Origin of the sequence: Staphylococcus sp. LKG4-2, assembly GCF_050955665.1 — a bacterium.
GTDB classification, from domain to species: domain Bacteria; phylum Bacillota; class Bacilli; order Staphylococcales; family Staphylococcaceae; genus Staphylococcus; species Staphylococcus saprophyticus.
Genome location: NZ_CP194532.1, coordinates 2,154,564 through 2,177,324, shown reverse-complemented (window position 1 = coordinate 2,177,324; position 22,761 = coordinate 2,154,564). Strand labels below are relative to the sequence as shown.

The 22,761-nt window shown below is 27.9% G+C and carries 33 protein-coding genes and 3 pseudogenes; 26 read left to right on the top strand and 10 right to left on the bottom strand.

The genetic code is table 11. The features are described 5' to 3' along the window. The first annotated feature begins 74 nt into the window (after positions 1-74). The 10 genes from ACM6UH_RS10725 (at position 75) to ACM6UH_RS10680 (ending at position 6,349) form a co-directional block, all read left to right on the top strand. Entirely contained in the window at positions 75-275 is a 201-nt protein-coding gene (locus tag ACM6UH_RS10725) for a hypothetical protein (RefSeq protein ID WP_225791503.1), read from the top strand. Between the two features lie 13 nt (positions 276-288). Continuing rightward, complete coding sequence (locus ACM6UH_RS10720) at positions 289-906, top strand: hypothetical protein (protein WP_433911961.1); 618 nt, start codon at positions 289-291, stop codon at positions 904-906. 15 nt (positions 907-921) lie between these two features. Next, a complete protein-coding gene (locus ACM6UH_RS10715; RefSeq protein ID WP_433911960.1) occupies positions 922-1,395 on the top strand; it encodes a hypothetical protein in 474 nt (157 codons plus the stop codon). A gap of 1,167 nt (positions 1,396-2,562) precedes the next feature. After that, positions 2,563-3,036, top strand: coding sequence for a phage terminase small subunit P27 family (locus ACM6UH_RS10710; RefSeq protein ID WP_069793640.1), 474 nt, complete (start codon positions 2,563-2,565; stop codon positions 3,034-3,036). 41 nt (positions 3,037-3,077) lie between these two features. Beyond that, a complete protein-coding gene (locus ACM6UH_RS10705) occupies positions 3,078-3,614 on the top strand; it encodes a pathogenicity island protein (RefSeq protein ID WP_433911959.1) in 537 nt (178 codons plus the stop codon). A gap of 44 nt (positions 3,615-3,658) precedes the next feature. After that, the gene (locus ACM6UH_RS10700; RefSeq protein ID WP_427147564.1) at positions 3,659-3,937 is read left to right on the top strand and encodes a hypothetical protein; all 279 of its coding nucleotides are present in this window, start codon (positions 3,659-3,661) and stop codon (positions 3,935-3,937) included. Beyond that, positions 3,934-4,266 (top strand): sigma-70 family RNA polymerase sigma factor, encoded by a 333-nt coding sequence (locus ACM6UH_RS10695; RefSeq protein WP_041079932.1) that lies wholly within the window; start codon positions 3,934-3,936, stop codon positions 4,264-4,266. The genes ACM6UH_RS10700 and ACM6UH_RS10695 overlap by 4 nt, the downstream gene beginning before the upstream one ends. A 167-nt stretch (positions 4,267-4,433) precedes the next feature. Then, positions 4,434-5,345, top strand: a complete 912-nt coding sequence (locus ACM6UH_RS10690; RefSeq protein ID WP_194379325.1) for a hypothetical protein — start codon at positions 4,434-4,436, stop codon at positions 5,343-5,345. 18 nt (positions 5,346-5,363) lie between these two features. Then, on the top strand, positions 5,364-5,816 hold the full coding sequence (locus tag ACM6UH_RS10685; RefSeq protein WP_107554179.1) for a hypothetical protein: 453 nt from the start codon (positions 5,364-5,366) through the stop codon (positions 5,814-5,816). Positions 5,817-6,157: 341 nt separating this feature from the next. Continuing rightward, positions 6,158-6,349, top strand: coding sequence for a hypothetical protein (locus ACM6UH_RS10680; RefSeq protein ID WP_041079936.1), 192 nt, complete (start codon positions 6,158-6,160; stop codon positions 6,347-6,349). A gap of 49 nt (positions 6,350-6,398) precedes the next feature. Here the strand turns inward: ACM6UH_RS10680 and ACM6UH_RS10675 are convergent, their stop codons facing one another. Further along, positions 6,399-6,992, bottom strand: coding sequence for a hypothetical protein (locus ACM6UH_RS10675; protein WP_433911958.1), 594 nt, complete (start codon positions 6,990-6,992; stop codon positions 6,399-6,401). A 235-nt stretch (positions 6,993-7,227) separates the two neighbouring features. Here ACM6UH_RS10675 and fosB (ACM6UH_RS10670) point away from each other — a divergent pair, with 235 nt between their 5' ends. The 3 genes from fosB (ACM6UH_RS10670) (at position 7,228) to ACM6UH_RS10660 (ending at position 9,097) form a co-directional block, all read left to right on the top strand. Continuing rightward, positions 7,228-7,647 carry a FosB/FosD family fosfomycin resistance bacillithiol transferase gene (gene fosB, locus ACM6UH_RS10670; RefSeq protein ID WP_433911957.1) on the top strand — a complete coding sequence of 140 codons (420 nt, stop codon included), beginning with the start codon at positions 7,228-7,230 and terminating at the stop codon, positions 7,645-7,647. Between the two features lie 10 nt (positions 7,648-7,657). Next, positions 7,658-8,206 (top strand): GNAT family N-acetyltransferase, encoded by a 549-nt coding sequence (locus ACM6UH_RS10665; RefSeq protein WP_340095039.1) that lies wholly within the window; start codon positions 7,658-7,660, stop codon positions 8,204-8,206. Positions 8,207-8,413: 207 nt separating this feature from the next. Beyond that, a complete protein-coding gene (locus ACM6UH_RS10660; protein ID WP_432720394.1) occupies positions 8,414-9,097 on the top strand; it encodes a hypothetical protein in 684 nt (227 codons plus the stop codon). A gap of 304 nt (positions 9,098-9,401) precedes the next feature. Here ACM6UH_RS10660 and ACM6UH_RS10655 read toward each other — a convergent pair. Further along, positions 9,402-10,400: pseudogene (locus tag ACM6UH_RS10655) on the bottom strand (tyrosine-type recombinase/integrase); the annotation flags it as partial. 762 nt (positions 10,401-11,162) lie between these two features. After that, entirely contained in the window at positions 11,163-11,564 is a 402-nt protein-coding gene (locus ACM6UH_RS10650; protein WP_047502612.1) for a hypothetical protein, read from the bottom strand. 492 nt (positions 11,565-12,056) lie between these two features. Here ACM6UH_RS10650 and ACM6UH_RS10645 point away from each other — a divergent pair, with 492 nt between their 5' ends. Then, entirely contained in the window at positions 12,057-12,581 is a 525-nt protein-coding gene (locus ACM6UH_RS10645; RefSeq protein ID WP_048787446.1) for a hypothetical protein, read from the top strand. Positions 12,582-12,696: 115 nt separating this feature from the next. On the opposite strand, the gene ACM6UH_RS10640 is transcribed toward ACM6UH_RS10645, so the two are convergent. Beyond that, positions 12,697-12,876: a hypothetical protein gene (locus ACM6UH_RS10640; RefSeq protein WP_047502606.1), complete on the bottom strand. Its 180-nt coding sequence runs from the start codon at positions 12,874-12,876 to the stop codon at positions 12,697-12,699. Between the two features lie 119 nt (positions 12,877-12,995). Here ACM6UH_RS10640 and ACM6UH_RS10635 point away from each other — a divergent pair, with 119 nt between their 5' ends. The 7 genes and pseudogenes from ACM6UH_RS10635 to ACM6UH_RS10605 all read left to right on the top strand — a co-directional run bounded on the left by ACM6UH_RS10635 (position 12,996) and on the right by ACM6UH_RS10605 (position 17,068). Then, positions 12,996-13,187: a hypothetical protein gene (locus tag ACM6UH_RS10635; RefSeq protein WP_002455580.1), complete on the top strand. Its 192-nt coding sequence runs from the start codon at positions 12,996-12,998 to the stop codon at positions 13,185-13,187. Between the two features lie 9 nt (positions 13,188-13,196). Further along, positions 13,197-13,517: a YolD-like family protein gene (locus ACM6UH_RS10630; protein WP_225791496.1), complete on the top strand. Its 321-nt coding sequence runs from the start codon at positions 13,197-13,199 to the stop codon at positions 13,515-13,517. A 211-nt stretch (positions 13,518-13,728) separates the two neighbouring features. Continuing rightward, the gene (locus ACM6UH_RS10625) at positions 13,729-14,196 is read left to right on the top strand and encodes a GNAT family N-acetyltransferase (RefSeq protein ID WP_080983410.1); all 468 of its coding nucleotides are present in this window, start codon (positions 13,729-13,731) and stop codon (positions 14,194-14,196) included. Between the two features lie 35 nt (positions 14,197-14,231). Further along, positions 14,232-14,651, top strand: coding sequence for a FosB/FosD family fosfomycin resistance bacillithiol transferase (gene fosB / locus ACM6UH_RS10620; protein ID WP_048787524.1), 420 nt, complete (start codon positions 14,232-14,234; stop codon positions 14,649-14,651). Positions 14,652-14,708: 57 nt separating this feature from the next. Beyond that, positions 14,709-15,129: pseudogene (locus tag ACM6UH_RS10615) on the top strand (GNAT family N-acetyltransferase). Between the two features lie 261 nt (positions 15,130-15,390). Continuing rightward, entirely contained in the window at positions 15,391-16,089 is a 699-nt protein-coding gene (locus ACM6UH_RS10610) for a DUF4396 domain-containing protein (protein WP_107636899.1), read from the top strand. Positions 16,090-16,366: 277 nt separating this feature from the next. Next, a complete protein-coding gene (locus ACM6UH_RS10605; RefSeq protein WP_231558558.1) occupies positions 16,367-17,068 on the top strand; it encodes an alpha/beta fold hydrolase in 702 nt (233 codons plus the stop codon). Positions 17,069-17,411: 343 nt separating this feature from the next. Here ACM6UH_RS10605 and ACM6UH_RS10600 read toward each other — a convergent pair whose 3' ends face one another. The 4 genes from ACM6UH_RS10600 to ACM6UH_RS10585 all read right to left on the bottom strand — a co-directional run bounded on the left by ACM6UH_RS10600 (position 17,412) and on the right by ACM6UH_RS10585 (position 19,056). Further along, positions 17,412-17,582 (bottom strand): hypothetical protein, encoded by a 171-nt coding sequence (locus tag ACM6UH_RS10600; protein ID WP_002483874.1) that lies wholly within the window; start codon positions 17,580-17,582, stop codon positions 17,412-17,414. A 231-nt stretch (positions 17,583-17,813) separates the two neighbouring features. Further along, positions 17,814-18,041 carry a CsbD family protein gene (locus ACM6UH_RS10595; RefSeq protein ID WP_047502594.1) on the bottom strand — a complete coding sequence of 76 codons (228 nt, stop codon included), beginning with the start codon at positions 18,039-18,041 and terminating at the stop codon, positions 17,814-17,816. A gap of 141 nt (positions 18,042-18,182) precedes the next feature. After that, complete coding sequence (locus ACM6UH_RS10590; protein ID WP_011303569.1) at positions 18,183-18,455, bottom strand: hypothetical protein; 273 nt, start codon at positions 18,453-18,455, stop codon at positions 18,183-18,185. Between the two features lie 103 nt (positions 18,456-18,558). After that, the gene (locus ACM6UH_RS10585) at positions 18,559-19,056 is read right to left on the bottom strand and encodes a MepB family protein (RefSeq protein ID WP_047502591.1); all 498 of its coding nucleotides are present in this window, start codon (positions 19,054-19,056) and stop codon (positions 18,559-18,561) included. A gap of 153 nt (positions 19,057-19,209) precedes the next feature. Between ACM6UH_RS10585 and ACM6UH_RS10580 the strand changes: the two genes are divergently transcribed. After that, positions 19,210-20,025, top strand: coding sequence for an alpha/beta hydrolase (locus ACM6UH_RS10580; RefSeq protein ID WP_048787523.1), 816 nt, complete (start codon positions 19,210-19,212; stop codon positions 20,023-20,025). A 107-nt stretch (positions 20,026-20,132) separates the two neighbouring features. Further along, positions 20,133-20,315: a hypothetical protein gene (locus ACM6UH_RS10575; RefSeq protein WP_047502585.1), complete on the top strand. Its 183-nt coding sequence runs from the start codon at positions 20,133-20,135 to the stop codon at positions 20,313-20,315. Between the two features lie 70 nt (positions 20,316-20,385). On the opposite strand, the gene ACM6UH_RS10570 is transcribed toward ACM6UH_RS10575, so the two are convergent. Then, positions 20,386-20,586 (bottom strand): helix-turn-helix domain-containing protein, encoded by a 201-nt coding sequence (locus ACM6UH_RS10570; protein WP_047502582.1) that lies wholly within the window; start codon positions 20,584-20,586, stop codon positions 20,386-20,388. Between the two features lie 212 nt (positions 20,587-20,798). Between ACM6UH_RS10570 and ACM6UH_RS10565 the strand changes: the two are divergent. Together ACM6UH_RS10565 and ACM6UH_RS10560 are read left to right on the top strand one after the other, a co-directional pair. Continuing rightward, a pseudogene (locus tag ACM6UH_RS10565) lies at positions 20,799-21,184 on the top strand (VOC family protein). A gap of 80 nt (positions 21,185-21,264) precedes the next feature. Further along, positions 21,265-21,705 carry a GNAT family N-acetyltransferase gene (locus tag ACM6UH_RS10560; RefSeq protein ID WP_047502579.1) on the top strand — a complete coding sequence of 147 codons (441 nt, stop codon included), beginning with the start codon at positions 21,265-21,267 and terminating at the stop codon, positions 21,703-21,705. A 227-nt stretch (positions 21,706-21,932) separates the two neighbouring features. Here the strand turns inward: ACM6UH_RS10560 and vraX are convergent, their stop codons facing one another. Continuing rightward, complete coding sequence (gene vraX / locus ACM6UH_RS10555; protein WP_002483865.1) at positions 21,933-22,097, bottom strand: C1q-binding complement inhibitor VraX; 165 nt, start codon at positions 22,095-22,097, stop codon at positions 21,933-21,935. A gap of 408 nt (positions 22,098-22,505) precedes the next feature. On the opposite strand from vraX, the gene ACM6UH_RS10550 reads away from it, so the two are divergent. Next, positions 22,506-22,736 (top strand): hypothetical protein, encoded by a 231-nt coding sequence (locus ACM6UH_RS10550; RefSeq protein ID WP_011303563.1) that lies wholly within the window; start codon positions 22,506-22,508, stop codon positions 22,734-22,736. Positions 22,737-22,761: the final 25 nt, after the last annotated feature.

Below are 22,761 nucleotides of genomic sequence, written 5' to 3'. Positions count from 1 at the left end.
TAATTCTTTATAGTTTCAAATTAATTAACGATATTAGAGATTTTCTATATCTATAATTTAAAGGGGATTTGCACATGTGGTATAGAGACGTGGTTAATCAAATTGTTGCAAGACTACCAACTAATATAAGTAATGTATCAGATAGTTATTTAGATACAGTAATCAAGCGTTATGTAACTAAACAAGATGATATTGATCAAATTAAACAAAGTATCAAAGATATGAAAAGTAGCAAGAAAATTAAAACATACAAAGATTTTATAACTAAAAAATAAGGGAGTTTTTTAAATGGCTAAAGTAAATGAAAAATCAATCGAAGTATTCAATAAGGTAATTGAACCAAAGGTAGAAAATAAAAAACATGTGGCTTTAGAAAAAAGCAAAGTCACTGACAAATTAAAAGAATTTGATTTTAAGATGTCACATTATAAAAATGAAAATGATTACGCTATGATTGTATCGCTTAAAAAGGAACAAGAAAAACTGGAAAATTCAATTGTAGAATTATATGAGCAAAGTGAAGATGACAATCATAAATTATTAGATGAAGATATAAAATCATTTAATGTTGCATATGATAAAGAGATAAAAGAATTAAAAGATAATAACAGTAAACTAATACAAGAGTTCAATGAAAAATTAAATGATGTATATGAAGTATATGAGAAGATTGCAGCTAATAAAGTAGAAGCTATACGAAGAGCATCAAGACGTAATTATATGAATAATGCTATCAACAATCCAGACCAATGGAGATTGAGTTTACAGCGTAATACAAGTTTAGTTGATGATCCATTTAGAACGAATACTGACCCAACTACATTATCCAATAGTTTTAAGGAAAAGTTATTTAATATAAATGGTCGTGCTGATTCAGAATACAATAACGGAAATCATAAATGGTAAGAGGGGGAATATAAAATGAGTTACACAGTATTAAGTCCAATAAAACAAGATTATGCTTTAGGCTTTGATGAAAAGAAAAACACTATTATTTTAAAACCATTATATTCAAATACACAAGTTGGAATTGCTACCGTTGATGGCGTGGCTAGTTCGGATATTAATTATAAAAAAGGTTCTCTAACTAGAAGAGTGTTTAAAAACTTTAAAGATACTGATGGTATCAATATTGTGATAAACAACAATGAGAATTCATTTGTTGCTAATAGTAAAGATAAGGGCGTGCTTACTGTTATTAATGAAGAATATATTGGCTTTGGTATTCAGGTAGATAAGGTTGAAGATAAAGGCGAAGGATTACAAGAATTAGTAAATATAGCCAAGAATAAGAAATCTGTATCAGTACAAAGCTATGCAAGTAAAATAGGGATGGATAATACAACGATAGGGAACATTGATAAGATAGAATTAATATCTGTTAATACAAAATAAATTACTTATAAAATAGTATTGTTATAATATTATTTATGTAGTATAATGTAAGTAGGTAGAAATCTACCATTGAATGCTTTATAAATCATTCAGTTAATTCTTCTGGTAACAATTTATTAATAGCTTGTTCTTGTAAATTGCACGTTTCCTTATACGCCATCATCACTTGTCCTGCTCTTGTACTTGTGGTGGTGGCTATTTTAATATAAAGAGTTTGTGCATACTTATATATTCAATAGATCATTCATTCTTCATATATAACTTATGATTGATGTGTGATTAATAGATTGATATTGAACATTGTTAAAGCAAGAGAAAGATTATAAATTGTTGTGATATTAATAATAGAAGTATTCAAGTTAGAGAATATTATAAGTTATAAGTTGTATTGAATGATGAACCACAGATTGATTCAATGATGATTAAAGAATAAATAATTAGTTCAATAATGATATTGAGATTAGTAATTGTATTTAACTAAATGATTAGATCATATTAAATCCTTTTACAATAACAATAGAAGATTGATTAAGTAAAATAACTTTGATGAACAAACTTAGATGATTACAAAATGTTTTTGTTCTTTCGTTTGAAGTTAAAATTAAAATAAATTATAAAAATAAAAATTAATAAACAATTATAAATAAACATTTAACTTGAACATGAATACAAGAAGTATCTTCATACTAATTCATAGGTTAAATGCTAAATAGTGTTAATAGCTTTATAGCAAACAGTTTGCTAATACAATGGTTATAAATCGTTCGATAATAATGAGGTGTTCAGAAGTTGAAATAATCATATAATGTGGCTAATTGTAGATCTAAATAGAATCATAATAAATAGCAAGTTACATGATGAATAAGATGATAAAACACTTGAAAATCATACTTCATACAAGTCATTTAGAGCTTGTTTTAGAACATGTAACAACAGTGTGATAAAAGCGTTATAAATAGTAAATGCATGTCATTTTAGTGCAGCTATTACCAGTTGAACAGCATCAATTTAAAAAAGGGAGGCATCTATTAGGCGCCCACTATATTTTTTAATTTCTGTAATCGATCGATACTTAATCTTAACCGAATGTTGAAAATGAAAGTTGAAAATGTGTAAAGAAAAGTAGCTTTACATAGTGAGAAAATCATTTAGAAAAGGGGAAATTGAATGGCTCAAAGAAAATTATTGTCACAGCAAAAGAGTAGATTAACTACAGAAGCACAAGAAAATAAACAAGCTACAGAAGAAGCATTACAGCAATTAACAAAACTACCAGCAGAACCACCAGAATGGTTAGATGATACAGCTACAAATGAATGGCATAGAATATTCCCGTTACTAGAAGAATTACCAATAGCAAGTTTAGATTTAGCGCTTGTATCAGCATATTGCACAGCATATTCGGACTATATCAATGCAACTATACGAATGAAAAATGAAAATGCAATTATAGAAACGGAACGTGGCACGAAACTTAATCAGAATCACGCCATTAAAAGGGATTCACTATCACAATTAAATAGTATTGCGCCTAAGTTGGGATTAACTGTTGAGTCTAGGTTGAAAATACTAGATCCTTCAAAAGAAAAGGTAACTGGAAAATCAGTTTTTGATATATTCGGTATGGATGATGACGACTAATAAATAAACTTGTTTCATTATAAGTGTCTAGGAGGGTTACAATGATATTAAAACGTTGTAAATCAGTTTTGTGGTATAAAGAAGAAATGAAAATTACTGAATATGAGTTGCTAACTAATTACAATCCACAATTCATTAATAGTAAGATTCGAGCAATACAGGAACAAATCAATGCAATGTATCATCTTAATACATCTCATACAGTGTGTGATGAAATCGCTGGTGTTATTACAGTTTCATATCCATTAGATAAATTAGTTATATGGATAACTGACCAAAAAGATGAATTGAATCGTTTTAAAATTAATAGTACCAAGAAACTCAATTTATTGAAGAAACTTATCAGTAACTACACACCTAAGGAACAAAAAGAAGTGATGAGATACTTCAAATCTAATGGCAGTAACAAGCCTTATAAGACAATTGATAAGTTACAGGAAGATTTATATAAGATACATCACAATAAACGTATAGAACGCAATGAACAGCGTGAAAAAGAGAATGAAGTTATATATCAAAACTTTGTAGTAGAAGTGAAAAAAAGCCTAAATAATGAGCGTGAGGAGTTGGTTGTGTGATTAGGGGATTAGATAAAGTAGATTATCCAATATTAGAAAAATACATGCGTAATTATCATAGTATGGTAGGTACTTATAAGAATAAACCTAGTGATATGGACAACCTAAAATATATGAACCTAGAATCGATTGTAAAGGGTATTACAGAAGTATATAACGATAGTGAAGTTAAAGTGCAGCAGATTATTAAACTCACATGGTGGGAAGATAAGAAGTATACAGATGAAGTGATAGCGAGTGTTATAGGTATCACAGAATACACTTTAAGACATGCTAGAGAGGTCATACTGAAACGTGTGGCAAAGGCAGTTGATTATGTATGAGTTATGATAAAGCAACAGTGAAAGAATTTATATTGAACTATCACAAAACAATAAATAATAGTGATGCATATAATGAAGATATTGATATAGATGATTTTTTTAATGTGAATGATCAAGCAGAAACTCATGATATAGATAATAATGTTGAAGAAAGTATATTTTATAATGAATTAGAAGCTGTTATAGAAAGTGTAGCAACTGAGAAAGAACATAATTTATTTTTACTAATATGTAATGGTGTAAGCTTTGAAAAGGCTGGAAATATATTTGGTGTCAAAGAAGCAAGAGCTAAGCAAATGTTGAATAGATTGTTGGATAAGTTGGAGTAATAATATTTTCATAAATACTTGATACTAATTATATGGTATAATAGACATGTGTAGTAGCAATCAGTGTCTAATTCCCGATGCTGGTTGCATTTTTTATAATCTCTATTTCTGTTATGTGATATGTAATGTATAATTGAAATTACTACACACAGAAAGAGGTAAGGGGAATGGTTAAAACAGTTAGTAAAAAATTTGATTTTTATGTATTGAAATATGAACGACAAAATAAAATAGATCAAGATTATAGTAGGTTAGTAAAGTTTTTAGAGGAGACTCTAGAAAAACATATAAAAAAAGAGAAACATGAGTTCGTAAAATGTAATAAAAATCTTTATATTGGATTTAATTATATAGAAAAGTTTGAATATGAGAATAATGAAGTTTGGGTTTTTTGCCTATCTAAAACTGACACAAGTAAATTAGCAGTTGTTAATGATACGGATGATAATGTTTTAGATGGAAGAAGTGAATATGGTGATAAACCCACACAAGGATTGACACAAGAGACAGTTGTTTTATTTTGTCCTTCTACTGGAATTGTTATTATTCCTAGTAATAAAGGGGGAGTTTCTGGCAATAATCTTATTCAATTTTTATATAAAAATGTTAAAAAGCAAGGAGCTAAATTATTTATAGCAATCAATAATACTAATATAAATAATATCAAGCATATTGATTTGATTAAGGATATAGAAATGAGGATTTCTAGAATAGTTGACACAAGTAAATTGAATAATGCTAATGTTTCTACAAAGAAAACGAGAAAGACAATAGAAAAATTGAATGCGGATACAATGTATTTAACATACAAATCTAATGAAATGAATATAGATGAAGCTGTGAAATTTATTAAAAATAAATTTAAACCTAAAGATACAAAAGTTGAGAAAATGATTGTTACCGGTGAAAATAATGGGGATAAACAAATAATTGACCTAGTTAAAAATCATTTGAATTATATTGATAATAACGTACAATTAAGTAATTCTGGAAAATTGCTAGTACAATCAATGATAGATTCCATAAAAAAATCTTATAAAGAGAGTTTTGAGATCATCAAATTAGATATAAAAGAATAACAAAAAGGGGGCGTTTTAATGTTGAAAAGAAATAGAAAAATAATTGTATATTTTATAATCGTATTTATTATTTTATTCGTTGTACAGAAGATTAATTTAATAAATGTTAATCAATTAATTGAAAACAAAGATTATTCTAGTTATCTAGAATCTATAATTTCTTTTTCTTCATTTACAACCGCTTTTCTATTCTTTTCAGTAAGTTTAATACCAGTACTAAATAAAGGAATTAAGTTTTTTAAGGAATTTGATATGGAATATAGAATTTTAGAGGATATTTTAATTAATAGTTTTATGTTCTTAATTGTTACTTTGTCAACTTTAGTACTATATTTTTTGCTATTAATTGATTATAAAATTAATCAATTTGTTTTTACTCTATGGCTAACTTTATTAATTGTTGCTAGCTACTTGCTTACCTTAATTCTATATTCTCTTATTAGAGAAGTAGGTAATAAAATAGGTGAATAATATATAAAGTGAAAATATCCTAATTATTCAGAGGAAGTTCACTCGAATTGATAACTAAACCCACCTTAATTGGTGGGTGTTTTTGTTATTAAAGTTGACATAGATTTTTTTAATTAATCTTATTATTGTATATTAAAATTAGCTAGTGAAAAACTAGCGCAATTCACCTTTTGTAAAATGATATATTTTTAACAGTCTGTCCCCGCAGACTGTTATTTTTATGTAAACTTACTTAACATAAATTTTTTCACAAAAAATAAATAGTATATAATGATTTTAGCTAGCGGAAACTAGCTATCTTAACCTTCCACTATTTAAATAAAAAAACGAGCGTGATAATTATGAGTGAATACAAACAGGTAATCAAAAAACTAATTGAAAGTGACATAACTGGTTATCAAATATATAAGAACACACTTATAAATCAAGCTATAATTTCTACTTTAAGAAACGGGAAACGTGATTTAGACAATCTATCATTAAAGAATGCTGAAAAACTATACCAATATGGAAAAGCCCACCTAAATGAATAAGTGGGTTGGCTTATGAAAATATATAATGACATGAGGTGCATTTGTATTACTATTCTTCATAATCACTTGGATCATATTCATATCCATACTTTTCTGCATCAGCTTTTCTTATTTCTTCTCTTTCAGATTCACTAGCTTTCATCCACTCATCTTGCCCATTAACCCAATCTTCATGTGCTTTTTGTTCACTAGGTGTACGTTGTACTCCGTTATTTTCATAATCATAAATTTGTTCTGAATCGTCGTCTGGGGATTGATTTTCATCTAACATGCCAACATCGCCATTAGGAATACCTGTAAATCCGTGTTCTTTCGCAACTTTTGCATTAGCTTCCATTTTCTCTTGGTCAGTAGGCTCTTGTTGTGTAGGTGTTTGTTTCTGTGATTGAACAGGTTGTTGTTCTTGTGTGTTAACTTGCTCTTGTGTTTGAGTAGTTTCATCTTCTGTTGCTACTTGTTCATTAGATGTTGATTTTTCATCATCAGTTTTCTTGTTGTCATTAGACTTTTTATCGTCATTTGATTTTTTATCATCTTTTTCAGATGACTTTGTTTCTTTCTTATCTTCCGACTTGCTTTCTTCTTGACCACATGCAGTTAACACTAAGAAACTTGCTAATAATAAAAATAATATCTCTTTCATTTACACACCCCTAAAAAATAAATTGTTAACTTAATTGTACTATACATAAAAATTTATGGTGATAACAAAAAGTTATGATTAAAAATAGTATTTATGAATATACTTATATTACATTTTGATAAAAAATTATGTAGCACTATCAGTTAAAAACGTTGCAATAATTTTAAATAGTGGGTCTTTTTACATGGATGTATGTTAGAATATTTTGTAAATTAATCTATTTAGGAGCGTATATATGATTCAATCTATAAATCACGTTACTTATTCAGTATCAGATATTAGTAAGTCGATTAATTTTTATAAAGACATTTTAAAGGCAAAAATTTTAGTGGAAAGTGACAAAACAGCGTATTTCATATTAGGGGGCCTGTGGCTAGCGCTTAACGAAGAAAAAGATATACCTAGAAATGAAATCCGATACTCATATACACATATGGCTTTTACAATTGATGAAAGTGAATTTGAAGAATGGTATCAGTGGTTAAATGATAACAATGTGAATATATTAGAAGGACGTACTAGAGACGTAAGAGATAAAAAATCAATATACTTCACTGATCCAGATGGCCATAAGTTTGAGCTACATACAGGTACATTACAAGGTAGGTTAGACTATTATAAAGAAGAAAAACCACATATGAAATTTTATGAATAGGATGAAGTAGATGAAACAGACAATATTCGTGAATGACAATATAAAGTTAAGAGATGCGTTAGATGGAGACGCAAAAGAATATGTTGAGATTCCATTTGATGAAGAATTATTGAAAATGTATGGTTCTGAAATGAATGTAAATAAAGAAAAGTCATTGGATAAAGCAAAGTTATTAGTTAATGAGATAAAGACTAACCCTTATGAATGGGCTGTTGAATATGAAGGAAAGTTTATTGGACAAGTTAGATTAACCATAGACGATGAAAATCATAAAGCAAAGTTTGCGATTGGTATATTCAATCCAAAATATTGGAATAAAGGAATTGGAACAAAGGTTTCAAATGCAATATTGAATTTCGGTTTTTCTGAATTAAAACTTCATAGAATATATTTGAAGGTACTTGCGTATAATAAAAGAGCTATTAAATCATATGAAAATGTGGGGTTTAAAGTTGAGGGTGAAGAAAGAGAAGGAGCTTATATTAATGGAAAATATGAAACTGATATTCATATGGGTATCTTAAAAAGCGAATATCAACAATCAAGCGTACAGTTATAAGCATACTCACTTCTCAATGCAGCACAGAGCGAATGTCAGAACTATATATTAAGTTATTTAATGTATGATGAGCTATGTAACAAAAGCTATTACTCAAAAACGAGTAACAGCTTTTTAAAGATATAAATCAAAATTAATATTTAACTTGCATTTTTTAAGATAATATAGATACTTTAAAAGTGAAATTATATTTAGTAGGTGAAGTTAATGAGTCGCGAGAAAATACAAGTATGGATTTTGAAAAACATATGGTACATTCTATTAGGTGCAATCGGTGGAATAGGGATAACAATTTTATTATATATTTTAGGTTTCTTTGATAAAAAAGATTTAGAAATAATTAAAGTTTGTATTTCTCTCGCAGCTGTTTTTGCTACATTTGGCGGTGCATATTTAGGTGCAAAAATATCTGGGCAAGATGCTATAAAACTCTCTAACCAACAACTTTTAATAAATTATTCAGAAGATTTATTGAAATATTTAATAAAAGTAGAGAACATAAGAAAAGATATAAAAAAAGATATTACTGATAATATTTGTAAAGTACTTGAATTGAAAGAGGATACGTCGAGTGAAAAAGAATTAGAAACTTTCTATGACTATTATAGTGAACTTTTAGAAATATATTTACATATTCAAATGTGTAATATGTACGTCGGATTAGATGAAGAAATAATTGATAATTTGAAACCACCAACACAACTACTTATTTTATCTTATGATAATACAGGACAATTAGTAAATACTAACGAAAATGGATATAAAGAATTAGATGAAGATTACGAAGAATATAATAAAACATTAAATATAGCTAATGAAAAAATTATTAAAATGGAAAGTCACGTAAAAAATGCAACAATAAAACTGACTCAGAACTTGGATAAAAATTAATGTAAAATAGAAATCTCACGCATACGGGAATGAATACGTATATGTTGCCACAAATTGTTGTTGTTTTTGCAATTTTAACATTTTACACTAAGCTAGTAAGGCAATGTAAACATTGATATGACAATACTTGTAACGATTTTTAAATGTATAGATAAACGGTATAATGAACTCCCGCCGTCTCCACTATATAGTCTGCAACCCTTGTGGTTGTAGGCTTTTTATTTTTGTTGCATAGAAAGTGCACAGATAATACACAACAAATAAAAAACACCCTAAAATAAGGGGTGCTAGTTTTGCATATCATTTATTGAAAATGTTTAATTGTTTTTTTGATATTGCTTATTACTATTACTACATTAATTATTAAAATAGTTATAGAAAAAGATATTGAAAAAGTTATTAAGGAGTTTGAACCAAAGTCTAGTAAGTAATTTAATAAAAAAATTAAAAATATTATAATTAAACTTAAAATGGTAATGAAAAGTAAAGCTGTTATTAATAGTGATAAAGCTAGTTTTTGATTTTTTAACTTAAAAAGGTTCATTAAATCAAATTTACTTGTATTGTTTTTGGAATAATATTCAAGTTCAATTCCATCTAAATCATTGATATTTATTAAAACACGATTATAGCTTTTGGGAGAATCATAAGAACATATATATTTGTCTTTATACCGTTGTAATATATAGAGATTTCTATTAGTATTAAAATAATTATTAACAAAATAATTAGATTTGCTTTTCAAATCACCCATTGTCAAGCTTATATATATTATTAAAATAATTAGAATTATTGAAGTAACAACTGTAACATAGGTATAGCGATCTTTTGGATTAGCTATTATTTTTGTTGGGTTAATATTATAATGGTCAGCTAATTCAAGTGAAATTAACAAAATTAAAATAGTGCTAATGAAAAGGACTACTAATAAATTGATAATTTTTCCAACAGCAAATAACTGATTAATTTCAGTGACTTTTAAGTAACGATCTCTTGATATAGCAATTATAGTAAAGACTATGCCAATTACTATTGAAGCTGTCACTTTACCGTGATAGTCCGTTTTGTTTATATGGATATAATCATCGTCAAAGTTTATATCTTCCCATGTGAGTGCTCTAATCTCGCCCTTACGTGCGCCACTATAAAATAACAATTTGAAGAACAGTTTTTGTTGTATTGTAGGTAATATACCATAGAATTGATTAAATTGCTCTAACGTCCAATAATTTAAACGTTTTTGTATTTCAATTTCAAAGTTGCCTACTAACAATGCAACATTACGACCTAGATCATGATACTTTATAGTTATATCAAAACTTTGTAGTAGAAGTTAAAGAATCGCTAAATAATGAGCGTGAGGAGTTGGTCGTGTGATCAAAAGTTTAAGTAAAGAAGATTATCCAATTTTAGAATGATACATGCGCAACTATCATAGTATGGTTGATACTTATAAGCATAAGCCTAGCGACATGGATGAATTACAATATATGAACCTATAATCAATTGTGAAAGGCATTACAAAGGTGTATAACGAAAGTGAAGTTAAAATACAGCAGGTTATAAAGCTCACATGGTGGGATGATAAGAAGTATACAGATGAAGTGATTGCCGATGTAATAGGTGTTAGTGAGTTAACATTAAGACATGTTAGAGAGGTAATATTAAAGCGTGTTGCAAAGGCAGTAGAATATATATGAAGTATGATAAAGCTACTGTTAAAGAATTTATATTAAACTACCACAAGACAATAGAGAATAACGATATACGTGATGAAGATGTTGGTATAGATGACTTCTTTAATGTGAGTGATTAGCCAGTAAATAATGTAATAGATAATAACAATTTTGAAGACGCGATATTTTTCAATGAATTAGAAACTATAGTAGAAAGAGTAGGGACGGATAAAGAGTTTTGTTTGTTCCTACTACTTTGTAAAGGCGTTAGTTATGAAAAGATAGGAAGTATATTTGATGTGCAGGCACAACGAGTTAGGCAGATGTTTAATGCGTTGTTGGATAAGTTGGAATGAAAAAAGGGCTATTTTAAAGCCCTTTTTAAGTTACTATCTTTCATTAATTATGAAGTAAATGAATATAGTGATTATTATTAGCATAATCAAAGTACCAATAAATGGTACAGAGCTTAAAGATAATGTTGCAATGATAAAACCAATAGAAATTAATATTTGAAAAATCGCCGTAAGTGAAAAATCGCCCTTTAATATCAAATATGAGAAAAAAATAGTGGCACATAGTAATACTAAAGTAATAAAAATAAGACCTAAGATGCTTAAAGTTCCACTAAGATAACCGTCAACAAATAAATTTTTAATTTTTACTTTTGCACCATATTGAGAAACAAATGAATCAGCAGTAGATTTCAAAGTAAAAAATAAAAAGACTGAAATAATCAGTGTAATAAAGTTCCAAGCACTTTTTTTAATATCTTCTAAAATTTCATCCAAGTAAATCCCTCCAAATATTTTTATAAATAATTTGTCATAATATTCTAAAAATAAAATGTTATAATTCCTAAATGTTGTATTTTTATTCTTGAATGTAATGTTTATTTATTAAAAAAACGATTGGGATATTAAAATGCACAAATATATGTTTGTTTAAAATCCAATCAAAAAAAGAATTTTTGCAGCAATTCCTAGATTTATTATTTTATGTAGTATTATAGAGGGGAAGTAAAAATTAATATAAAATCATTAGAGCACAGGCACTTATGTGCTCGCCCTATTTTTTTTATGGTATAATGTATTTACATGTGAATCGCTAGCCTTTTCTCAAATATCTTTTTATATCCACCACCCACACATGTCACTGGGTGGTTATTTGATGATTTTATACGTAGGTAGTACGAAATGTTAAAAAATCTACAAAAATATCAAATTAAATGTTATGATTAAATTCCTACTACTGTCTTCTAAAAATTAAAAAGGAGACTTAATATGATAAATATTATTTCAGCAATTGGATCACTAGGAACTTTTATTATGGCGTTATTTTATTTTGTATCGGTATCAGTTCAACTTTATCAAATGAAAATTAGTTTTATACCAGCTCTAGGGTTTAATCAAATCCTTTTAGAAAAAGATGAAAATAAAAATTTGAATTTAAGAAATACGACTTCAAATTCTGAAGAACACGAAGATTATTTAAAGTTATATAACCTTGGTGGAGGAGCTGCTAAACACATAACTGTTGAAGTTATCTTAGGTAAAGATAATGTAATTCAAAAGAAATATATAAATATGTTACCTAGCAAAGAAAGCTATATGTTACCTATTAATAAAACTGTATTTGATGAATTGGATGATACTATTCAAAATAATGGTTACGAATCAGATATGAATATTAGGCTAACATATTATCACAATGTGAGTAGAAAGAAACAAGAAGTAGTATTAAAAGGTCATATTGATAGTTTTAATTCTTATGAATATAAAGAGATATATGAACTACAATTTATATAACTTTTATAGCTATAATTTGTTTCCAATAAGAAAATTGGGGTATTTAACTATCAAGCGACGTGGAACGCTTAACAAACTGTAATAAATTAGCCTATCTGATTAGATAGGCTGTTTTTTATTTATTTAAAAACTCATTGAGTAGTGGATTATTATTTTCTTTTTCAACAACCACTGATAGATCTTCGGTTACATCTTCTTTTATATCTATTACTTTTTCTTCGATTAAACTTTCAACTCGATTAGCTACTTCTTTTGTATTCCAACCTATTTTTTCAATTTCTTTTTTGTAATCCATATGTATTCTCCTTGATTGTCTGAATTTATCTAACGATTAATTATAATTTATTATAAGAAAAATAGATATTAAATTGATTTATATGAACAAGCGTTCTATTATATTCATGAGGTGATTATATGATTCCAAATTTAGATTGGAATAAAAACTTTCAAGAATTTCAAGAAATATTAAATTCTGGTATTAATCCAGAGTGGTTGTACAATGCCAAAGCGAATATGATTTTAAATCCTGCATACACAGGAGAAGGTAAACAATTTTTCTTCACAAAAGATATTATAAAAGCTAGTAAAACGATTCCGTTTTTTTGAGGTGATAATATGAAACCAATAAATCCAGATGTATCTCATGACTATAAATATACAAGTGACTATAGAGAAATCCCTATAGAGTACCTTAATCCACGTATGCCAAAAGGGCGTGTAATCTTTAAGTGGCAAGCGTTTAAGACAATGCCCGAACAATATGAGCAACTAGAACAATACATACAAAACCAAAGTATGATTGAAAAACTGATATTAGACGACGATCAATTGAATGAACTTAATAACACATTGATTTTCAAAATGTGTAAACACACAACTATTGAATTGCGTTACTTCGATAATAAATATATTAAAACTAAAGTTAGTTACATATAAAAAGTAAATGTTTATACAAAAACACTACACATGTATGTAGATACTGGAATGAGTGTATTGAATTTAAAAGACATATTGGAGATAAAATAAACACACCTAAATTAATAAATCTATTCTTATCGCTGATTTTATTTGATAGTTATTGTTATATACATTTATGTTAGAATATTCTGTGAATTGAAAATATTTTTAAGAAAATGAGGTGTGATATATAAGTTTTATAATTGAACTAACCAAAGATACTAAACTTCTAGCTGATTTAAATAAAGAAGTTCAAGATTTACATTTTCAAGAGTACCCAAAAATATTTAAGCCATATAATAAAGAAGATATCGAAAGTTTCTTTGATTTTATTATTAATAATACTGAAATGGTCGCAGAGTTACTATTAAATAATGGAAAAGAAGTAGGTTATATTATTTATCAAATAAAAACAGTGTCTGAAAATCCATTTAAATATGGGTATAAATCTTTATTTGTTGACCAAATTTGTATAAGAAACAATTTACAAAGAAAAGGATTTGGTAAATTGACTATGGAATATTTGGATAATGTGGCATATAAAAATGATTGTGATTTTATCGAATTAGATTATTGGGCAAATAATATCAAAGCAGAAAAGTTTTATGAAAAGTTAGGGTATATAAACATACAAAATTATATGATGAAACATATATAGTATTTTTTAATTTTAATTAAGGGTTAGGAGAATATATGATTCAATCTATAAATCACGTAACTTATTCAGTATCAGATATTAAGGCATCTATTACTTTCTATAAAGATATTTTAAAAGCTAATATTTTAGTAGAGAGTGATAAAACAGCGTATTTTACTGTAGGTGGTCTATGGTTAGCGCTAAATGAAGAAAAAGATATACCAAGAAATGAAATTGCATACTCATATACACATATGGCTTTTACAATTGATGAAAGTGAATTTGATGAATGGTATCAATGGTACAAAGATAACAACGTGAATATATTAGAAGGGCGTAATAGAGACGTAAGAGATAAAAATTCAATATATTTCACTGATCCGGACGTCCATAAATTAGAATTACGTACTGGTACTTTGCAAGATAGGTTAGATTATTATAAAGAAGAAAAGCCACATATGAATTTTTATAAATAAGTAGGTTATATTATGACTATAAAAACAAGATTATTTTAAGAACAAGATTTAAATAAGATAAATGAATTATTAGTTTTATATGAAGAATTAGGTTATCCGACAAAAGCAGAAGATTTATTTAATCGTTTGAAAAAGATATATAATCATGGAGATTATTACTTGTTACTTTTATTAAAAGATGATGCGATAATCGAGTTGAGTGGTATGTGCAAAATGTTGTTCTATGAAAAGAATGGAGAATACATGCGCTTACTAGCGTTTGTTATAAACACTGATTATAGAGGGAAAGGCTATGGAACACTTTTGAACACTTTTATTAAACGAGTCAGAAATGTTAGCAACTCAATTAGGATGCAAAGCAATCACTTTAAATAGTGGTAACAGAACCGAAAGAGATAACGCACATAAATTTTATAAAAGGAATGGATTTGAAAACAAATCATCTGGTTTCGCAAAAAGTATTGATAATATAAAATAAAGCCAACTAAATGAGTAGCTAGTTTATTTTATATTAAATTTATTCTGAGAATTCAATGTCATCATATTTATTATAGACTTCATCAGCATTATCTCCGTCATAATAACCTTGTTCAATCGCTGTTTTTTTATTTGAAATATATAAAATATAGCATAATGAATTTAATAAAAGCTTTAGGGTAGTATGAATAGTATTATTCCTGACCGTGAATATGAGTTCGAAATTTTAACCTTTGAATATAAAATCTTAGGAGGTCTTAATATGTTTGTGACGATATCTTTAATATTTATTATAGTAGGAATATTACAATTTTTAATTATACTATTAGATATATTTAAAAATCCACAACGTCAAATGATGATTATGAATATTGTGTGGCCATTAACCGGCTTGTACTTTCCGATTTTAGGATTAATCGCTTATTATCGTTTAGGCAGAGAAAAAGAAGTTGATCACATGTCACACCAGCATGATCATCACCATGACACGATGCATCATCATGAACATCATAGTAATAAGCCATTTTGGAAAAGTGTCGTTGTTTCTACAACACACTGTAGTGCTGGTTGCTCATTGGGGGACTTAATTGGTGCGCCTGTTGTTTTCTTTACGGGGTTATTGTTTTTTAATAATCAAATGGTGACAGAGTTTATTATCGAATTTATATTAGCCTATATCTTCGGTTTAATGTTCCAATACTTCCACATGGAAATTAAACATGACCATCCAGGTAGAGATTTAGTAGACGCAATCAAAGCCGATACGCTATCGTTAATTGCTTTTGAAATTGGTATGTTTGGTTTTATGATTATTATGCATCTCTTTGTTAGTCCAACTTACATGCAGCCTAATCATGTTGAATATTGGTTCTTAATGCAAATTGCGATGTTAATCGGATTTATGACAAGTTATCCAATCAATTGGTATTTAGTTAAAAAGGGTATAAAACATGCAATGTAAATTTTATCTTATTAAAAATTTAAGTGTAGTTGCAAAAAAAGAAATGAGAAGTTAACGCAAAGAAATGAAGCTGTTAAATATGAAAGGCAGAAAATATTTTATCTTATTCATGTTTTAAGTATGACTCATTATTTATCGATATCAACAGGGGGTTCGTATACTATGACAACATATGGAGATAAAGGGTTTTTAAGGCTACGGGAGCTAATATTTATTTTGAATCGAAGGTCATGGTGAAAATATATTATTACTGCATGCTGGAATTGCAGATTCGCGCATGTGGGATAAAGAATTCCATTTACTATCAGAAAAATATCGAGTAGTTAGATTTGATCTTCCTGGCTTTGGCTTTAGTGATTTTACAGAAGGAAATTATGCTTATAGTAACATTATTAATGAACTACTGACACATTTGGACATCAAGGATACTCATATTTTAGCTGCTTCATTTGGTGGAAAATTAGCTATTGATTTTTATTTAGAAAATCCGGAAAAGTGTCTGAGCTTAGCACTATTGTCACCAGCTTTAGGTGGATGGAAAGGTTCATCTTTTCTCCAAAAATATGAGGAAGATGAAGAACGATTATTGCAAGAAGGAAAAATTGAAGAAACAGCAAAGTTAAACTATAAAACTTGGATACTAAGAAATAGGGATGCAGAACTTATCAACGTAGATGTAAAACAATTAGTGGTTGATATGCAAATGAAATTTTTAATTAAACCTGAAGCAAAAAATTCATGTGAGGAAATAAAAAACGAAGATCATATTTTACAGTTAAAAAATATACGAATTCCTGTATTAATTATTAATGGTGAGTATGATGTTGAAGATTTTCATGATATTTCGGAGGTAATGATTAAAGAAATATCATATGTAAAAAAGAATACAATGCCTAATACAGCACCTTTAGCTAACTTAGAATCGCCAAAGCAATTTTTAAATTTAATTTCAGACTTCTTTTTAGATAATGCTAATTAATTTTGAAAATAGCATTTAATATGATTTTGCTTATATACTTATTCAAAATCACCTAAGTATTTACTTTAATATTGAATGAAAAGCGAAAAAGGATATATTAATAACATTTTGAACCACTATATTATTAAGGCGACAATAGATAAACAAAGATATTCAATCTACAACAGTTTAAAAAAGAGAGAGTTCCTCCAATTATAATGGACGACTCTCTTTTTATATTTTGAACTTAATGAAATTTGATTTGGTTTTGTGTCCCTTTTGCTTATGGTCATTAGTATGGTTTTATAACACAACTATCTCTAGTATAAATATATATTTTAATCCGAATAGAACTTTCCGCTATCTAGATCTCTGCTTTTCGTTCATCAACATTAGTAGATAGTAACTTTAAATAACGTTCTACATTGTTAGATGGCGTGTCTTTTGGAAATGAATGTGTAAATATATGACCTTTAATTGTTTCAACTGTGTATCTTATGTCGATAGCGCCAATTTCATAGTTAATAATTTTCATAGAGATCCCCTTAAAATTGCATTTTGTAAAATTGAAGCTAGTGCTATGAAACTACAATGATACAATATTTGTGTTAGTCATCATTAACTATATGACATATAGAAATGATAAGATTTATTCAATTGTACTATACATAAACTTATTCGCAACTAAAAAGTGGGCAATATTTAGTTTTATCTATTTTAGCGTGTCCTTTGTAGTATATTGATTCAAAAATATCGACAAAGATAATCACTTTGCCGATATACGATAGCTACAAATAGATGTGGACACAATATTATTTTTTAATTTGTCTATAAAATCATTAACTTTATCTTTTGCATTTTCAGTTACTTCTTTTGCTTTGCCAGAAGCTTTATCTTCTTTACCTTCTTGTTCTAAATCTTTGTTATCCATAACATTGCCTGCTGTCTCTTTTACGTTACCTTTAACTTGTTCAAATTTACTTTCATCTGCCATGTTATTCACCTCAAAAATATATTTTTAAAAATTCTTATACTTATAATATACAAAATAATAAAATTTAACGCAATTAAAATCCATTTTGAAGTAAGCCGAACGATATTTTAAAAGTAAAAAACACATTCATGTAGAATGTGTTTACTCATCAAGTAGTTGCAGAATTTCGTTATACTTTTGTTCACTTAACGTACCTAATGGACTTTGTTCAATTTCAAATATTAGAAAATCATCGGTAGAAGTAAAGTAAGTTTTGATGTTTTCACAAATTGTAGTTTTGTCTAAATCACTTTTTAAAAGCCATAAGCCTCTGTATATAAATAAAGCACTTCCTAAATTATTTAATTGAGACGGTAATTTTTCGTAACCGTATGAAATGGAATTTAAATTATAAGACAATATATATTTTGACATCTATATCACGCTCCTATTTAATCATATCATTAACCGATATTAAAAAGTTGGGAGAACTATGATATTTAAACGATTTCCATTGCAAGAGCGATTCATTAAAGAATTAATCTTCAACAGTCATTAACTTTTTCAGTAAATGAAAGTCAGTGGTGTGTGTTAGATCAATGAAATATTGCGTTTGCCATTTTTGAGCTTTTTGAGCTGATGGGTTTAAATTGACCTCCCAAGGTGGGTAAACGCGCATTGCCATTTTCCCTTTATTATTTTCCGAATACAGTAAGCGTTGTGCAAGTAATTCAGATTTGGGGATGATAAAGAGACCTTTGTGCGTATGATCAAGCACCGTAATGATTAAGATATCTTTAGCTTCTTGATATGTAAATGGCCTATTGTTGTTATCGTGGTCTTTAGTCCAGAAAACAACAAAGTAACCAGATTTTGTTGGTGTTTTTTTAGCTAATCTGTGTCTATATCTACAATGATTAATTTGAAAACAATAGCTTTCGTATTCTGCATTATAGGTTTCGTATGTTAAGTGATCTAAAGCACTTATATTTAATGAATTAAATAATGTACGCATTAATGTGATTGATTTATACATGGTTATCCTTTGAAATATGTATTTTGTATAAATAAGTATAGCATTCAACTAGATGATATATAAGTAAATGCTATATATGTTTAACGTATGAATTATTTGAAAATAGGGTTATAATTAACGTATGAATAATTTCAATAAAATGGAGTGATTAATATGAATTATATTAAATATGTGAAGTCTAAAGATAATACGAAACTCTATATGAAAGTGAATGATGTTCAAGAAGCAAAAGCAAATATTATTATCGTGCATGGGGTAGCAGAACATTTAGATCGCTATGATGAGATTACAGGCTATTTAAATGACAATGGTTTTAATGTCATAAGATATGATCAAAGAGGACACGGGCGTTCAGAAGGAAAACAAACATTTTACAGCAATAGTGATGAAATTGTTGAAGATTTAGAAGCGGTCACAAATGATGTTAAGACACATATGGACGGTAAAGTATATCTAATTGGACATAGTATGGGCGGTTATACCGTTGCGTTATATGGAACACAGCATCCAAATAAAGTAGATGGCGTGATAACTTCAGGTGCGTTAACACGTTATAATAATGAACTTTTTGGTAATCCTGATAAAAACTTCTCACCGGACACATATTTAGAAAATAGTTTAGGTGAAGGGGTATGTTCAGAAAAAGAAGTAATGGAAAAATATGAACTTGATGACTTAAATGCGAAGCAAATTTCAATGGGGCTTATCTTTTCATTAATGGATGGTATTGAATACCTAAAAGCGCATGCTCAAAATTTTACAGATAATGTATTAATTTTACATGGAAAAGAAGATGGTTTAGTAAGTTATCAAGATTCTATACAATTTTTTCAAGAAATAGGTTCAGTACATAAGTCATTACATATCTACGATTGCTTACAACATGAAATATTTAATGAAAAATCTCAAAATAAATTTATTTTTGAAGAAATCGTTGAATGGCTTGAAAATGAATTAAATAAAAATTAAAAAAGTAAGGTTACAACAATTGAATTAAATAAAACTGATGTGATTTTGTTTGATTTGTTTTAGAAAAATGAAGAATTTATAATAAATAAAATAGAGGAGTGATTAATATGGAAATAAAAACATTGCATATGGAATATGAAGAAAGTTTTAGTGATTTTGATAAACGTGTCAATGAATTTTTACAATACGTCAATGATAAGCAACACTGGGAATTAGTAAGTGTGACACCATCTGTCACGGACAGTGTTGAAGGTATAGACTATATCATAACAGTTATCTTTAAAAATTAAGCATAATAAAAAGTGGGGAACGGACATGCGTTTCCCACTTAAATATACAAATAATTAAGTTCCCTTAAAATTAATTCATGAATTCTTTTTCAGAAACATTAAAGTAATCAGCTAAAATTGATGCGTTTTTATTTGAAACATTGCGATAGCCATTTTCCCAGTCCCAAATTTGGCAAATTCTAATATCTGTATTGTAGTTCGCGTTTAAATTAATTGCTAGTTTTGAAATACTTAAATTAGATTTTTCGCGCAATTCCATAAGATTTTTCATAACAAGTCACTCCTAAAAGAAATAGATAATCAACATCCATGTGCCATTGTAGTATATATATTTCTGTAATACAAACTTATATTTTATTGAAAATACCACCATATCATATAATATTTTTTTAATTTTATTGTGTATATAAACAAAAAGTTATTATTTTAGATGTAAACCATATATTTGATATAAGAATGATTTCATAGATAAGGAGAATATAAATGAGAATTATAGCGACAAGCATTTTTGTAGATGATCAAGACAAGGCGCAACAATTTTATACTGAAAAACTAGGGTTTAAGACAAAACATAATATTGAAATTGGCGGTGGTTTTAGATGGGTAACGGTTACAGAAAAAATTCGACTAATACCGTTGAAATCGTATTAGAACCCAATGTCATTCCTATAGCTAAAGACTATCAAGAAGGACTATATGCGGCAGGGATTCCTGTCACAATGTTCGGCGTGGATAACTTGGATGGTGAACATCAAGCATTGATTGATAAAGGTATTACATTTCACACTGAACCAAAAGAAGTTGAAGGCATAAGGTATGCTATTTTTGATGATACATGTGGTAATTTGATTCAAATCGTTGAGCAATAAATATAAATAAGTGATACATTACTGCTATAAATAATTACTAAGGTTATGGTTTGTGTACGTGTGCTTTTGGGAGGTGAATAATGGAATTAAATATAAAACATACGAGAGATGTAACTAGTCAAGAGCTTATACAAATTTATCAAGCTCGAATTCGCGTGTTTGTCGTAGAACAAAAATGTATATATCAAGAGGTTGATGATTATGATCTAGATGCAATTCATGTCATATTGAGCAATGGGAATGACATTGTGGCTTATACAAGAATTATAACGTTTGAACAGTATATAAGTTTTGGAAGAGTTTTGGTTTCCGAAAATTATAGAAATCAAGGCTATGGACGCAAAATAATCAATGAGACAATCAATAAAATAAATGAAATGTATCAAAACACGACAATAAAAATTTCAGGGCAAGCACATTTAAAGCCATTTTATGAATCATTTGGTTTTCACAGTGTTTCGGATACATATATGGAAGATGGTATACCACATATTGTGTTTGAAATGCGTACACAAATTTAAATATAATATGGGTAGCGATGTAATCGTCGTTATATTTAAAAATCCACTTTGAATTTTTATTATAATCATATAATCTACAAAACAAAACGCCAACTAAGAAAAGTCATTTTCTAGTTGGCGCTAATAATTAATTGGATTAAATAGACGCAGTGTTCTATATTGAATTAAAATTGAAGCCCCTTGATTTTGAGGTTGGTGACAACATTGAAATGTTAATTGTTTTGCGATTATTTTTTCATTTTGTCAACATCTTGCGAAACGAGTAATAGTAGTTCCTCGGTTTCTGAATCTGTTAAATCATCAGATCCTTTGATTCTAATAACTAAGCCTTTATCTGTTTTGACATGATAAACAGGTTCGCCATCCTTATAAACTTTACGTAATACTTCCATTCCATCACCCTTTTTTATAAAAACATTTCAATGTAAATATCCATAACTTATCGAAATGTATGATATCTAATACTAAATTCAACTAGATAATTAATCTGTTTTTTTATTAATGCTTTATCTATAGGATAACTTTTTATTAAATTGTTTTCCAACAGTATGATTAATTTTATTAAAATTAATTTATTATCAACTGCCATTATTAAGTATTGAAAGTTAAATGTTTTCAAAGTAGCAAAAAAAAAATTGTAGTTATTTTGATATTATTAGTTATTTGTGTTTTTATTTAATAAAAGTGGGTATATATAACTAAGCACAAGAAGTCCTCCAAACTCTAGTGCCGATTATATTTTCGAGGTTGACGCCACTTTTCGAAGTGGCGTGTTTTAATTTTAAAAAGGGATGTAACATATGAAATTATTAAATATATTTTCGCTTATTTGCAGTATATTCATCGGTATGATTATTATTTATGGTGTCGTTATGATGGTCGGAGATGCTTTAGGTATCACAACATTTAATAATCAATTATTAATAGTAGGTTTGTCTCTGGTCTTACTTAGTGGATTGTTAGGGAAAAGTAAACCAAGATTATCAACGTTTGTATTATTTATAGGATTTATTATTGTCATAATAAATTAATAAAAAACTAAGCAACAACACTAAA

Coding starts and splice junctions, on each gene's coding strand:
- ACM6UH_RS10725 (WP_225791503.1), top strand. CDS start 75: ATGTGGTATAGAGACGTGGTTAATCAAATTGTTGCAAGACTACCAACT.
- ACM6UH_RS10720 (WP_433911961.1), top strand. CDS start 289: ATGGCTAAAGTAAATGAAAAATCAATCGAAGTATTCAATAAGGTAATT.
- ACM6UH_RS10715 (WP_433911960.1), top strand. CDS start 922: ATGAGTTACACAGTATTAAGTCCAATAAAACAAGATTATGCTTTAGGC.
- ACM6UH_RS10710 (WP_069793640.1), top strand. CDS start 2,563: ATGGCTCAAAGAAAATTATTGTCACAGCAAAAGAGTAGATTAACTACA.
- ACM6UH_RS10705 (WP_433911959.1), top strand. CDS start 3,078: ATGATATTAAAACGTTGTAAATCAGTTTTGTGGTATAAAGAAGAAATG.
- ACM6UH_RS10700 (WP_427147564.1), top strand. CDS start 3,659: ATGCGTAATTATCATAGTATGGTAGGTACTTATAAGAATAAACCTAGT.
- ACM6UH_RS10695 (WP_041079932.1), top strand. CDS start 3,934: ATGAGTTATGATAAAGCAACAGTGAAAGAATTTATATTGAACTATCAC.
- ACM6UH_RS10690 (WP_194379325.1), top strand. CDS start 4,434: ATGGTTAAAACAGTTAGTAAAAAATTTGATTTTTATGTATTGAAATAT.
- ACM6UH_RS10685 (WP_107554179.1), top strand. CDS start 5,364: ATGTTGAAAAGAAATAGAAAAATAATTGTATATTTTATAATCGTATTT.
- ACM6UH_RS10680 (WP_041079936.1), top strand. CDS start 6,158: ATGAGTGAATACAAACAGGTAATCAAAAAACTAATTGAAAGTGACATA.
- ACM6UH_RS10675 (WP_433911958.1), bottom strand. CDS start 6,992: ATGAAAGAGATATTATTTTTATTATTAGCAAGTTTCTTAGTGTTAACT.
- fosB (WP_433911957.1), top strand. CDS start 7,228: ATGATTCAATCTATAAATCACGTTACTTATTCAGTATCAGATATTAGT.
- ACM6UH_RS10665 (WP_340095039.1), top strand. CDS start 7,658: ATGAAACAGACAATATTCGTGAATGACAATATAAAGTTAAGAGATGCG.
- ACM6UH_RS10660 (WP_432720394.1), top strand. CDS start 8,414: ATGAGTCGCGAGAAAATACAAGTATGGATTTTGAAAAACATATGGTAC.
- ACM6UH_RS10645 (WP_048787446.1), top strand. CDS start 12,057: ATGATAAATATTATTTCAGCAATTGGATCACTAGGAACTTTTATTATG.
- ACM6UH_RS10640 (WP_047502606.1), bottom strand. CDS start 12,876: ATGGATTACAAAAAAGAAATTGAAAAAATAGGTTGGAATACAAAAGAA.
- ACM6UH_RS10635 (WP_002455580.1), top strand. CDS start 12,996: ATGATTCCAAATTTAGATTGGAATAAAAACTTTCAAGAATTTCAAGAA.
- ACM6UH_RS10630 (WP_225791496.1), top strand. CDS start 13,197: ATGAAACCAATAAATCCAGATGTATCTCATGACTATAAATATACAAGT.
- fosB (WP_048787524.1), top strand. CDS start 14,232: ATGATTCAATCTATAAATCACGTAACTTATTCAGTATCAGATATTAAG.
- ACM6UH_RS10610 (WP_107636899.1), top strand. CDS start 15,391: ATGTTTGTGACGATATCTTTAATATTTATTATAGTAGGAATATTACAA.
- ACM6UH_RS10605 (WP_231558558.1), top strand. CDS start 16,367: ATGTGGGATAAAGAATTCCATTTACTATCAGAAAAATATCGAGTAGTT.
- ACM6UH_RS10600 (WP_002483874.1), bottom strand. CDS start 17,582: ATGAAAATTATTAACTATGAAATTGGCGCTATCGACATAAGATACACA.
- ACM6UH_RS10595 (WP_047502594.1), bottom strand. CDS start 18,041: ATGGCAGATGAAAGTAAATTTGAACAAGTTAAAGGTAACGTAAAAGAG.
- ACM6UH_RS10590 (WP_011303569.1), bottom strand. CDS start 18,455: ATGTCAAAATATATATTGTCTTATAATTTAAATTCCATTTCATACGGT.
- ACM6UH_RS10585 (WP_047502591.1), bottom strand. CDS start 19,056: ATGTATAAATCAATCACATTAATGCGTACATTATTTAATTCATTAAAT.
- ACM6UH_RS10580 (WP_048787523.1), top strand. CDS start 19,210: ATGAATTATATTAAATATGTGAAGTCTAAAGATAATACGAAACTCTAT.
- ACM6UH_RS10575 (WP_047502585.1), top strand. CDS start 20,133: ATGGAAATAAAAACATTGCATATGGAATATGAAGAAAGTTTTAGTGAT.
- ACM6UH_RS10570 (WP_047502582.1), bottom strand. CDS start 20,586: ATGAAAAATCTTATGGAATTGCGCGAAAAATCTAATTTAAGTATTTCA.
- ACM6UH_RS10560 (WP_047502579.1), top strand. CDS start 21,265: ATGGAATTAAATATAAAACATACGAGAGATGTAACTAGTCAAGAGCTT.
- vraX (WP_002483865.1), bottom strand. CDS start 22,097: ATGGAAGTATTACGTAAAGTTTATAAGGATGGCGAACCTGTTTATCAT.
- ACM6UH_RS10550 (WP_011303563.1), top strand. CDS start 22,506: ATGAAATTATTAAATATATTTTCGCTTATTTGCAGTATATTCATCGGT.